This is a genomic window from Mucilaginibacter sp., from assembly GCF_028288105.1.
GTDB lineage: Bacteria > Bacteroidota > Bacteroidia > Sphingobacteriales > Sphingobacteriaceae > Mucilaginibacter.
In genome coordinates, this window is sequence record NZ_JAQBOI010000083.1 from 25858 (window position 1) to 38117 (window position 12260).

A 12260-nucleotide genomic window follows, 5' to 3' on the forward strand; every position below is an offset into this window, starting at 1 on the left:
TGGCAAAAATAGCAAAATAGCTGTAGTGCGCAGGTAGTTTATATAATTGATTGATAAAAATCGGCGAGTTGGCGGGTTATGGTATTTACATCATGCTGCAGTTCTATCAGCTTGCGGGCATTGCGGCCTATTTTGCGGCAAAAATGCTCGTCGGTAATGCATTTTTTTACGGCATTATAAAACTCGTCGAGGTTGTTGGCGATGATGATATTTTTGCCGTGCTCAATATTAATACCTTCGGCACCAAGCGATGTAGATATGATGCATTTTTCCATGGCCATACCCTCTACTATTTTTACCCGCATACCACCACCAGAGAGCAACGGCACTATCATGATAGATTTGCTGTTCACAAACTCCAGGGCATCATCTACCTCACCATGTATAAATACTTTGCCCAGCACTTCGTAATCGTCAAACTGCTCGGGGATATTATGGCCCGCCACGTAAAACTTTGCCTTCAGGTCGCCATCGGTAAGGTCTTTATGAAAATTATCTATGAACCATTCTATCCCCTCGCGGTTAGGCAACCAATCCAGCGACCCCAGGAAAAACAGGCTCGGAAAATCCACTTTGCTATGGTCTGGTTTATATAAGGAAAGGTCTATCCCGATAGGTAAAACCCTTAAAGGTATTTTGGCACCGTAAGATAGCATGGAGCTTTTATCCTGCTCGGTAAAAACCACAATCGCGTCAAATTTATTCAGCAGCTCCAGCTCGTAGTTTTTAATACGGCGGGCAAGCAGGCGCAGATACCACTTTTTAAACGGATCGCTTTTTTGCTGGGCCAGCTTTTGCCATACCTGGTGCTCTATATTATGTGCCCTAAAAATGATCTTCGCTTTTGAATGCCTCCGGATAACCCCAAGATAAGGCGCTACAAAAATCCCTTCAAACTGAATAACATCATACTGGTTGTCCTGCAGGTTTTTTAACAGTAACTTTTCAAAACCGGCATTATAATACTTATCAATGTTATAAGAGTTATTGGTGAACAGATTGCTTACTGCTTCAATTACCGATATGCGGGTATCAATATCAAACTCTATATAGTTTATCCTGTCCAGTAATTCGTCTCTTTCGGCTGTTGTGTTATTCTTTTTTACGTTAAGGGATATCAGGGAAACATTATGCCCAAGCCTAACCAAACCTTTTATGGTATTGCCTACCACAATAGGGTAGCCACCATTCTGCGGAAACGGGGCACGGTGTGTTAGTATAAGGATCCTCAAGGCGGGTATTAATTGGTTAAGTCAAAGTTATTAACCTTAACGTATCTGGCAAAGTAAAGGTTATAAAATACTTGGCAATGGCTCGGTTACACGGAAAGTTTTACGATGATATGGCGTATGGCCGCGTTCAAGCACCATTTTACGGTGATTAATGGTTGGATAACCCTTGTTTGAATGCCAATCATATTCCGGGTGCTCTAAAGCAATTTGCTTCATGTAATCGTCGCGGTAGGTTTTGGCAAGGACAGATGCTGCCGCTATGCTGAAATATTTGGCATCGCCTTCTACTATGCACTTATGAGGGGTTTCGCCGTATTTGTTGAAACGGTTACCATCAATGATCAAAAATTGCGGGATGCACAGCAGTTTATCAATAGCACGGTGCATAGCCAGGAAAGATGCATTAAGAATATTGATCTCGTCAATTTCGATATTATCGCACCAGGCCACGGCGTGGGCAATTGCTTTTTCTTCTATCTCTATACGGAGCTTGTACCTCACCTCCTCGGTAAGCTGTTTAGAATCGTTCAGTAAATGATGGTCAAAATCATGGGGAAGGATCACAGCGGCGGCAAAAACAGGCCCGGCAAGGCAGCCACGTCCGGCTTCGTCACATCCTGCTTCAATATATTCGTGCTGGTATCTTGCTAATAACATCTATTTCCCTGATCGTTTACAAATATCCTAAAATAAGCTCGCTGTAAACAATAACTGTTGAAAAATAAACTCCCGGCGGCTAATCAGGTCAAACTAACAACTATAACGAATGTTAAAGGGATAATGAAAAAGCTGGCACTCATGGTTTTTATTTTTTGCGGATTTAATTGCTTTGCCCAAAAGCATACCCCATTACCGCACGGAATGGTTTTTGGCGATAACCCTCAAAATATTGCACCTGTACCCGCAACAAAAATAGAGGCATTTATGGGTAAAAAGATCAGGCAGACTACTGCTATAACAGGTACCATCATCAGGGTTATTAAAGAAAAGGGCGGCTGGTTTGAAATGGATGCAGGCCACGGAAAGGTTATAGCCGCTCATTTTAAAAATTATAACATCACATTACCAAAAGCGATTACAGGCCGTGGGGTAATAATTGAAGGCGTGGCCCAGCGGGTATTAATTGCCGATGATATGCAGCATTTTGCCGGGGATACAGTTGTTGGGGCTAAACAGCATCAGGAAAAAGTTAACCCCAAGGCACGCATAACTTTTGAGGTAAGGGGTTTAATGGTAGATAGGTAGGTTTATAAATAGGCGCGCCTACTCACAGTACTTACAACCCAAACAAATTGTATTATTACAAATCGTATCTTTAAAAATAAACCTGTAATAATTCATAATGAGATCAATATTTACCGTTGCAGCCTTATTGCTATGCTTTTTTGTCTCTAAAACCGCATTATCGCAAAGCATAAATCCCGATATATTAAACAAACAATGGAAAGCTACCTGGATAAGCATACCTAACGAACCCAATAAAGATTACGGCATTTATCATTTCCGTAAAAGCATTGACCTGCCCACAAAGCCGGCCAAATTTGTGATCCATGTATCGGCAGATAACCGCTACAAACTATACGTGAACGATAAACTGGTTAGTACGGGCCCGGCCCGTGGCGATACCTATTACTGGAATTTTGAAACCATAGATATTGCCACATACCTGCAGGCTGGTAAAAATACGGTAGCAGCGCTTGTTTGGAACGAAGGAGATTACCGCCCCGAAGCACAGATCTCTGAGCGTACCGCTTTCATTTTGCAGGGCGATACCGAAAAAGAGGAAGTATTAAACACAAACGATACCTGGAAAAGCATCCGCAATAAAGCATACCACCCGCTTACAGGGGTGGGTTACTCTACTTACTATGTGGCGGGCCCGGGCGAAATGCTGGATATGCACGAAACTATAAAAGACTGGACAACCAACAGCTTTAATGACACCCTATGGTTACAGGCTCAAAAAATTGACAGGGGCAACCCCAAAGGCATAACCAATGCTTTTGGGTGGATGCTGGTACCGTCATCATTGCCGCAAATGGAATTGAAAGTGCAACGGCTTGCATCTTTACGCAAGGCAAAGGGATTTAACGCCCCATCGGGTTTCCCGGCTACAAAAACCGCGGTTACCATCCCGGCAAATACTACGGCATCAATGCTGCTGGACCAATCGTTTTTAACTAACGCTTATTTAACGATGAATATGAGTGGCGGCGATAAAGCAGGTATCTCGCTTACTTATTGTGAATCGCCAATGGTAAACGTGGGCAACACCTATCAAATAGTTAAACCAAACCGTAACGATATAGATGGGTATAAATTTGTAGGCCGCAAGGATAGCATTACTGCCGATGGCTCCAATAACCAAAGCTTTACCACGCTGGCCTTCCGTACGTTCAGGTACATATTGGTAAACATCACTACTAAAGATCAGCCGCTAACCATTGACGATATCTACGGCACTTTTACGGGCTATCCGTTTAAAATGAACGCCAAACTGGAAATCGGCAACCCCGAAAATCAACAGATAATGGATATTGGCTGGCGAACCGCCCGCTTATGCGCGGTAGAAACCTACTTTGATTGCCCTTACTATGAGCAACTGCAATACGTTGGTGACGGCCGCATCCAGGCTATGGTTTCCTACTATAATGCCGGCGATGACCGCCTTGCCCGTAACGCTATTAACCTGATAGATCACTCGCGCATTGCAGAGGGCCTTACGTTAAGCAGGCATCCATCTTATAGTCCGCAGATCATCTCTACCTTCTCACTTTGGTACATCAGCATGCTGCACGATTACTGGATGTATCGTAACGATGCCGGATTTGTAAAAAGCAAACTGGATGGCGCCCGGCAGGTATTGTCGTTCTTTTCCAAATACCAGCAGGCAGATGGTTCACTCAAAAACCTGCCTTATTGGAAATTTGTGGACTGGATAAATAAAAACTCAACCGACCAAAAAGGCTGGGATTTTGGTCAGCCCCCAAAAGATGGCAATGGCAACTCGGCCATATTGGATCTGCAACTGCTTTTAACCTATCAGCAAGCTGCCGAAATGGAGGCTAAACTGGGCCTGCCTGTTTATGCGCAGCAATACCTTGCTAAGGCAGCACAGCTAAAACAAACCATTCAAAATAAATACTGGGTTGTCGGTAAAGGGGTTTATGCCGATACAAAAGATAAAGACACCTACTCGCAGCATGCAAATTCGCTGGCTATTTTAAGCGGAATGACGACCGGATCGACTACCCTCTCGCTTGCAAAAAAACTGGAAGCCGATACCAGCCTGGTTCAATGCACCATCTACTTTAAATATTACCTGCACCTGGCCATGGTAAAAGGTGGTTTAGGTAACCACTATATGAACTGGCTGGATGTGTGGCGCAACAATATCAAAATGGGCTTAACCACCTGGGCCGAAATATCTGATCTGGAACATAACCGTTCCGATTGCCATGCATGGGGTGCCAGTCCGAATATTGAGTTTTTCCGCACAGTGTTGGGGATAGATAGCTATGCGCCGGGCTTTAGTAAAGTAAAGATAGAACCGCATTTGGGTAAAATGGAAAATGCCTCGGGCGAGATACCGCACCCCAATGGTACAGTTGCTGTTAACTACATTAAAAATGGTGCTAAATGGAATATCAGCATTAGCCTGCCTATAAAAACGGATGGTGTGTTTTTATGGAAGGGAAAAAGCTATAATTTAAAAGGCGGTAAAAATACTTTTACCATATAATTATTTAAGACGCGAAGTATCGCGTCTCTACGAAAGCCAATGTAGAGACGGGATACTTCCCGTCTCCTTTAGGACAGGTAAATCCCCCCCTATCCTTCCGTTTCTTAAATGTCATAAAACCGTGCTTTCCCCTCTCCAAAAAACCTTTTCCAAAGCAAACTGGTTACCTTTCCAGTAAACAGCAGCATAAAATAACATCGACATTACACTTATGTTATTCAGATACTGTTAATTTGGTTAATTTTAATATTATAGCCAAATAATATCTATTTATTATTTAAAATGTGATATTTACGGCGGAATACCTGAATAAGCATTTAACATATATCACCGGTTACATGAAAACTACCCCTTCCAACTTAAAAATCCTTTCAATTGATATCGGTGGCTCCAGCATAAAAGCTACAATACTGAACAGTAAGGGCGACCTTACTATGGATTACAAAAAAGTAGTTACCCCCAATCCGGCTACTCCGGATAATGTGATCAAGGCTATCAACACCTTGGTAAAAGGTTTCCCTGCTTTCGATAAAATATCTGTAGGCTTCCCGGGATATGTACGAAACAGCATAGTGAAGACAGCGCCAAACCTGGGTAACGATTTCTGGAAAGATGTTGATTTCAGGAAGCTGCTGCAAGCAGATCTGGGTAAAGATGCACAGGTAGTAAACGATGCCGATATGCAGGGCCTTGGCGTGGTAAGCGGTAAAGGGCTTGAAATGGTAATTACCCTGGGTACAGGCTTTGGCACCGCCCTGTTAATGGATGGGCACCTGCTTCCCCACCTGGAGGTATCACACCACCCTGTATCAAAGGGCCGCGATTATGACGAGTATATTGGCGATAAAGCGCTTGACGAAATAGGCGAGAAACGCTGGAACCGACGGATGGAAAAAGTTTTCAAAATATTGAAAACAGTATTCAATTACGACTATTTATATATAGGTGGTGGAAACTCTGACCTGCTTAGCTTTAAGCTGGACAAAAACATGAAAATAGTAACCAATGCCGATGGCATTAAAGGCGGGGCAAAATTGTGGCAGGAGGATAAACATCCGGTTACACACACCGCTATGGCAACCCCAACCAAATAATAATCTCTTTTTATAAAAACAATGGAAAAACAGAACGACGAACTTGAGCAATTAGCAATAAATACCGTAAGGATACTTTCGGCAGATGCAGTACAAAAGGCAAATTCGGGCCACCCCGGCACGGCAATGGCTTTAGCCCCAATGGGCCACGTACTTTGGACCAAGTTTTTAAATTATAACCCTAAAAATCCTGATTTTGCAAACCGCGATAGATTTATCTTGTCTGCCGGCCATGCTTGTATCTTACAATATAATTTCTTGTACTTAACCGGATATGATCTTTCTTTAGATGATATCAAACAGTTTCGCCAGTTACACAGCAAAACTGCCGGCCACCCCGAGTATGGTTTGGCACCAGGTGTTGACGTTACCACCGGCCCGTTAGGCCAGGGTTTTGCAAACGGTGTTGGTTTTGCCATTGCCCAAAAACATTTAGCCGCGCGTTATAACAAACCAGGTTTCGATCTTTTCAACTACAACATTTACTCTATAGTAAGTGATGGCGATATGATGGAAGGTGTAACCTCTGAGGCGGCTTCATTAGCCGGTCATTTACAATTAGGCAACTTAATTTACCTGTACGATGATAACCACATCTCAATTGAAGGCAGCACTGATATTGCTTTTAACGAAGATGTAAGCGCACGTTTCCGCTCATACGGCTGGCATGTGCAGGACCTGCCAGATGTTAATGACACCCATGCTTTAGAACTGGCTATCATCAACGCTAAATCCGAAACTCAAAAACCATCATTGATCCGTGTTCGTTCGCTGATAGCTTATGGTAGCCCAAATAAATCTGGTACTGCAGGCTCACACGGTTCGCCGCTTGGCCCGGATGAGATAAAACTGGTAAAAGAGTTTTTTGGATTTGATCCGGAGGAATCATTCGAAGTACCGACCGAAGTATTAAAATTTTACAACGAAAAAGGTGCAAGGGGCATCAAAAGAGAAGAAAAATGGAACGAGCTTTTTGCTAAATACAAAGAGAAATTCCCTGAATTAGCTGCCGAATACGAAGCTGCATTTGCAGGCGAATTGCCAAAAGGCTGGTTAGATAAATTGCCAACCTTTAAAGCATCCGACCCTAAAATGGCAACCCGCCAGGCATCTGGTAAAGTGTTGAACGCTGTTGCTGCAAGCCTGCCAAACCTTATTGGTGGCGCTGCGGATCTGGCACCATCAACAGAAACCAACCTTAAAGATTTTGATTCATTTACTTCTGAGAACAGGGCCGGTCGCAACTTCCACTTCGGGATTCGTGAGCATGCTATGGGCTCGGCTTTAAATGGTATGGCTTTAACAAAAGGCTTGCTTCCATTTGGTGCAACCTTCCTGATGTTTTCTGAATATATGCGCCCGCCCATCCGTTTGGCAGCCATTATGAAGATAAGCCCGATATTTGTTTACACACACGATAGTATTGGCCTTGGTGAAGATGGTACCACCCACCAGCCGGTAGAGCAATTAGCTTCTCTGCGTTCTATCCCTAATTTAACGGTTATACGCCCTGCTGATGCAAACGAAACTGCATTTGCATGGAAGGTAGCTATCGAGAAAAAAGGTGGGCCAACTGTATTGGTGTTCACCCGCCAGGGATTACCTATTCTTGATCAGGGTAAATACGGTAAAGCCGATGGCCTTGAAAAAGGCGCTTACATCTTATCAGAAGCCAGCAAAAATGTTGACCTGATATTAATGGCTACCGGTTCGGAAGTTGCCCTGATCATGCAGGCACAAGAAAAACTGGAAGCAGAAGGTATATCAACCCGTGTGGTAAGTATGCCATCGTGGGAGCTGTTTGAAAAACAGGATGCCGCTTACAAAGAAAAGGTATTCCCTAAAGCAAGCCGCAAACGTTTAGCTGTAGAAATGGCATCGCCAATGGGATGGCATAAATACACTACCGACGAAGGCGATATGCTGGGCATGACCACCTTTGGTGAATCGGCCCCGGCAGAAGATCTGTACAAATTCTTCGGCTTTACAGTTGATAACGTAGTAAAAAGAGCGAAAGCTTTATTATAATAGAAGCAAGATGCCAGGAATCAAGAGACAAGACAAAAATCTTTCTTGATTCCTGCCTCTAAAGTTCTTGATTCTCTTACCAATGGATAACAATTTAATAAACACGCTTGAGTGGTCATCACAGATCATTAATCCGGCAGGCAAGCAAAAAGTAGCGCAGCAAATTGCCGAAAAGGTAAAGGATGGCGATGTGCTTGGTGTTGGTTCGGGCTCTACGGTTTATATGGCGTTGCTGGCTATTGCAGAAAGGATAAAAGCCGAAAAACTAAATATACTGGCTATCCCTACATCTTTAGAGATAACTATGTTTTGCAGTAAACTGGGCATACCCTTAACCACCTTGTTTGAGCACACGCCCGATTGGCTGTTTGATGGCGCCGATGAGGTTGACCCAAACAATGGTTTAATAAAGGGCCGTGGTGGCGCCATGTTTAAAGAAAAACTATTGATAAGCAGCAGTCCGCTTAATTATATTATTGTTGACAGCTCGAAACGGGTGGATAAACTGGGGACTAACTTCCCGATCCCTATCGAAGTTTTCCCGCAGGCATTGCTGCATGTAGAGGCAGAATTAAAAAAACTTGGTGCAAACAGCATAGTTTTAAGGCCGGCCAAAGGCAAGGACGGCCCCATAATTACCGAGAACAACAACCTGATATTAGACTGCCGTTTTGATGAAGTGAAAAACACCCTGGAAAGGGATATAAAAACCATAACCGGGGTGATAGAAAGCGGCCTTTTTATTGGTTACGACCTGAAAATTTTAACAGCAGAGAACGACTAATAATTTGTGACTTAAACCTAACGTAATTAGGAGATTAGGATTACACTATCGGGTGTATTAAACCTGAGATTTGTGCAACAAAAATTAATAAATAACAAGAATTAAAAACCACAATACATACATTTATCATGGCAAATAACGTAAAACAAATACATGATTTCGGCCAGAGCATCTGGCTTGACTTTATTGACCGCGAGATCATCGCATCAGGTAAATTAAAAAAACTGATTGACGAAGATGGCGTAAGAGGCGTAACCTCAAACCCCGCGATATTTGAAAAAGCCATAACCAGCAGTTCTGATTATGATGCAGATATAAAAACGCTTGGCGCAACCGCCAAAACCACCGAAGAGCTTTTCTTTGGTTTAGCTATCAAAGATATACAGGCTGCGGCCGACCTTTTTAGCGGCGTATACAACGAAGAAGTTAAAGGTGCCGATGGCTACGTAAGCCTTGAGGTCTCTCCGTTTTTAGCTTTAGATGCCGAAGGCACGGCCAAACAAGCCGAACTACTTTGGAAACAAGTTGCCCGCGAAAACGTGATGATCAAAATTCCGGGTACTAAACCGGGTTTACAAGCCATTCGCGAATCTATCGGTAAAGGCATCAACATCAACGTTACTTTACTTTTTAGTTTAGACCGTTACGAAGAAGTTACCGAAGCCTACATCTCTGGTTTAGAAGATCATTTAGCTGCAGGCCATAATATCGAACATATATCATCAGTAGCAAGTTTCTTTTTAAGCCGGATTGATGTTATTATTGACCCGCTTTTAGAAGAAAAAGGCCAAAAAGATCTTGTTGGTCAGGTTGCTATCGCGTCAGCTAAAAAAGCTTACGAAATTTATAAAAGAGTATTCAGCACCGACCGTTGGAAAGCATTAGCTGCCAAAGGTGCTAAACCACAGCGTTTGTTATGGGCAAGTACAGGTAGTAAAAACCCTGCGTTTAAAGATACCAAATACGTTGAGGCCCTTATTGGCCCGGATACTGTTGATACCGTTCCATTAGAAACTATTGATGCTTTCCGCGATCATGGTATTGCAGCAAACACTTTAGAAACCGGTTTAGAAGAAGCAACGGCTACTTTAGCTAAGCTTGAAGAATTGGGTATCGACCTTGATAAAATTACCCAGCAACTGGAAGACGAGGGTATTGATAAATTTAACAAGCCTTTCGAAAAATTGCTGAAAGCTATCGAAGATCAAAAAATAGAGGCATAAGCAAAGCCGATGAAAAACGCAGATCTGAAAATCCTTTTCTTTGACGTTGGCGGCATTTTGCTTACCAACGGATGGGGCCACGAATCCCGCCATGAAGCGGCCAAAAAGTTTGGCCTGGATTACGACGAGGTGAACGCCCTGCACAATTTCATATTTAACGTATACGAGATAGGCAGTATCACCCTTGACGAATACCTGGATACTGTAATTTTTAACCATCCGCGCGATTTTGTTCGCGAAGATTTTAAAGAGTTTATCTACGCACAGTCGGTTGAACTGCCGGATATGCTTAAATGGTTAAAGGAATGGAAAAAGAACTGCGGTTTCCGCATCATATCCGTTAACAACGAGGGGAAAGAACTGAACGATTACCGGGTGCAGAAATTTAAGCTGCACGAGTGTTTCGACGCCTTTATATCATCGTGTGAGGTAAAAATGCGCAAGCCCGACCCGGGTATATGGCAGCTGGCTATGGGTATTGCCCAGGCTAAGCCAAGCCAGTGCGTGTATTTTGATGACAGGATAATGTTTGTACGCACAGCCGAAAAGCTGGGTATCCGCTCGTTCCTGCATACCGACTTTGAAACCACAAAGAAAATATTAAACGACCTTAAGAAAGAAAATCTCAATTAACATGAGCAATACAACAGATAAATATGCTTTCGGCATGATAGGCTTAGGCGTTATGGGCCGCAGCCTACTATTAAACATGGCCGACCATGGTTACGCAGTAGCAGGGCATGATAAGGATGCCGCTAAAGTAGCATCGTTAAATGAAGAAGGCGGCCAATTAGCCGTTAAGGGCTTTGGCGATGTAAAGGAATTTATACAGAGCCTTACCACGCCACGTGCTATTATGATGCTGGTACCTGCGGGTAAAATTGTAGACGCGGTTATTGAGGAGCTTACCCCCTTACTGGAAAAAGGCGATATTTTAATTGATGGCGGTAACTCGCACTTTACAGATACCAACCGCCGTGTAGAGGAGCTGGAGGCTAAAGGCCTGCATTTCTTCGGTATGGGTGTATCTGGTGGCGAAGAAGGTGCACGCCGCGGCCCAAGCATGATGCCGGGTGGAGATAAAGATGCCTATAACGTAATGAAGCCCATATTTGAGGCCATTGCAGCGAAGGTAGACGGCGCGCCTTGCGTAACCTATATTGGCCCTGGTGCATCTGGCCACTTTGTGAAGATGGTGCATAACGGTATCGAGTATGGTATAATGCAATTATTAGCAGAAACCTACGAGATAATGAAGAAAGGCTTAAAGCTGGATAACGATGCTATTGGTAAAATATTTACCGACTGGAACAACGGCCGCCTGCAATCATTCCTGTTGGATATCACCAAAGATATATTCAAGTTTAAGGCGCCGGGAACAGACCACCTGCTTTTAGATGACATTAAAGATGAAGCACGTGCAAAAGGTACCGGTAAATGGACCTCGCAAAGCGCTATGGACCTGCAGGCACCTATCCCAACGGTAGATACCGCGGTTGCCATGCGCGATCTTTCTAAATACAAAGCTTTACGTACAAAAGCTGCCGCTATATACAGCACTAATGACAACCAAACTATTGAAGGTAATATAGATGAGCTGCTTACCGCTTTAGAGCAGGCGTTCTATTTCACCATGATCATTAGCTATGCACAAGGCATGCACATGTTGTCTAAAGCTTCAGAAGAATATAAATACGAACTGAAACTTGACGAGATCGCCAAGATCTGGAGGGGAGGATGTATCATCCGTTCTAAATTCCTGGAAAATATTTATGGGGCTTACGGTAAAGACAAAGGCTTGGAACATTTACTGTTAGACAGCGATGTTGCCGCTTTGGTTAAAGGAACGCTTCCAGGTATCCGTAAAATAGTTTCATCGGCAGTTAATGCGGGTATCGCGGCACCAGCTTATGCAGCGTCGTTAGAGTATTTTGATGCTTTCCGCAGCGAACGCATGCCATCAAACTTAACACAGGCGCAACGCGACTACTTTGGCGCGCACACCTACGAATTGATTGGCAAAGAAGGGACGTTCCACACACAGTGGGCGCCACAAGACTAAATCCGATACACATCATAAATTATTATCATGAGTAGTAGCAGCACAACATCAGAACCAACCATATTCATCATATTTGGCGGTACCGGGGATCTAAA

The 12260-nt window shown here is 43.5% G+C and carries 10 protein-coding genes; 8 read left to right on the forward strand and 2 right to left on the reverse strand.

Going from position 1 to position 12260, the window contains the following annotated elements; all coding sequences use genetic code 11:
* Nucleotides 1-38: 38 nt before the first annotated feature.
* Together JWQ85_RS05730 and JWQ85_RS05735 are read right to left on the reverse strand one after the other, a co-directional pair.
* Nucleotides 39-1232, reverse strand: a complete 1194-nt coding sequence (locus tag JWQ85_RS05730) for a glycosyltransferase family 4 protein (RefSeq protein ID WP_299465286.1) — start codon at nucleotides 1230-1232, stop codon at nucleotides 39-41.
* Nucleotides 1233-1292: 60 nt separating this feature from the next.
* Nucleotides 1293-1889, reverse strand: a complete 597-nt coding sequence (locus tag JWQ85_RS05735; protein ID WP_299465289.1) for a ribonuclease HII — start codon at nucleotides 1887-1889, stop codon at nucleotides 1293-1295.
* A gap of 57 nt (nucleotides 1890-1946) precedes the next feature.
* Here JWQ85_RS05735 and JWQ85_RS05740 point away from each other — a divergent pair, with 57 nt between their 5' ends.
* The 8 genes from JWQ85_RS05740 (at nucleotide 1947) to gndA (ending at nucleotide 12165) form a co-directional block, all read left to right on the forward strand.
* A complete protein-coding gene (locus tag JWQ85_RS05740; protein WP_299465292.1) occupies nucleotides 1947-2477 on the forward strand; it encodes a DUF4920 domain-containing protein in 531 nt (176 codons plus the stop codon).
* A gap of 97 nt (nucleotides 2478-2574) precedes the next feature.
* Nucleotides 2575-4974 (forward strand): alpha-L-rhamnosidase N-terminal domain-containing protein, encoded by a 2400-nt coding sequence (locus JWQ85_RS05745; RefSeq protein ID WP_299465297.1) that lies wholly within the window; start codon nucleotides 2575-2577, stop codon nucleotides 4972-4974.
* Nucleotides 4975-5312: 338 nt separating this feature from the next.
* Entirely contained in the window at nucleotides 5313-6068 is a 756-nt protein-coding gene (locus tag JWQ85_RS05750; protein WP_299465299.1) for an ROK family protein, read from the forward strand.
* 21 nt (nucleotides 6069-6089) lie between these two features.
* Nucleotides 6090-8096, forward strand: coding sequence for a transketolase (tkt, locus tag JWQ85_RS05755; protein ID WP_299465302.1), 2007 nt, complete (start codon nucleotides 6090-6092; stop codon nucleotides 8094-8096).
* 82 nt (nucleotides 8097-8178) lie between these two features.
* Nucleotides 8179-8880: a ribose 5-phosphate isomerase A gene (gene rpiA, locus JWQ85_RS05760; RefSeq protein WP_299465305.1), complete on the forward strand. Its 702-nt coding sequence runs from the start codon at nucleotides 8179-8181 to the stop codon at nucleotides 8878-8880.
* Nucleotides 8881-9008: 128 nt separating this feature from the next.
* Entirely contained in the window at nucleotides 9009-10103 is a 1095-nt protein-coding gene (gene tal / locus JWQ85_RS05765; RefSeq protein WP_299465307.1) for a transaldolase, read from the forward strand.
* A 9-nt stretch (nucleotides 10104-10112) separates the two neighbouring features.
* Nucleotides 10113-10736: an HAD-IA family hydrolase gene (locus JWQ85_RS05770; protein WP_299465310.1), complete on the forward strand. Its 624-nt coding sequence runs from the start codon at nucleotides 10113-10115 to the stop codon at nucleotides 10734-10736.
* Nucleotide 10737: 1 nt separating this feature from the next.
* A complete protein-coding gene (gene gndA / locus JWQ85_RS05775; protein WP_299465313.1) occupies nucleotides 10738-12165 on the forward strand; it encodes an NADP-dependent phosphogluconate dehydrogenase in 1428 nt (475 codons plus the stop codon).
* Nucleotides 12166-12260: the final 95 nt, after the last annotated feature.

What these genes read in the sequence shown, in the direction of transcription:
- gndA (WP_299465313.1), top strand. Translation starts at nt 10,738, where the DNA reads ATGAGCAATACAACAGATAAATATGCTTTCGGCATGATAGGCTTAGGC.
- JWQ85_RS05770 (WP_299465310.1), top strand. Translation starts at nt 10,113, where the DNA reads ATGAAAAACGCAGATCTGAAAATCCTTTTCTTTGACGTTGGCGGCATT.
- JWQ85_RS05735 (WP_299465289.1), bottom strand. Translation starts at nt 1,889, where the DNA reads ATGTTATTAGCAAGATACCAGCACGAATATATTGAAGCAGGATGTGAC.
- tal (WP_299465307.1), top strand. Translation starts at nt 9,009, where the DNA reads ATGGCAAATAACGTAAAACAAATACATGATTTCGGCCAGAGCATCTGG.
- rpiA (WP_299465305.1), top strand. Translation starts at nt 8,179, where the DNA reads ATGGATAACAATTTAATAAACACGCTTGAGTGGTCATCACAGATCATT.
- JWQ85_RS05745 (WP_299465297.1), top strand. Translation starts at nt 2,575, where the DNA reads ATGAGATCAATATTTACCGTTGCAGCCTTATTGCTATGCTTTTTTGTC.
- JWQ85_RS05750 (WP_299465299.1), top strand. Translation starts at nt 5,313, where the DNA reads ATGAAAACTACCCCTTCCAACTTAAAAATCCTTTCAATTGATATCGGT.
- tkt (WP_299465302.1), top strand. Translation starts at nt 6,090, where the DNA reads ATGGAAAAACAGAACGACGAACTTGAGCAATTAGCAATAAATACCGTA.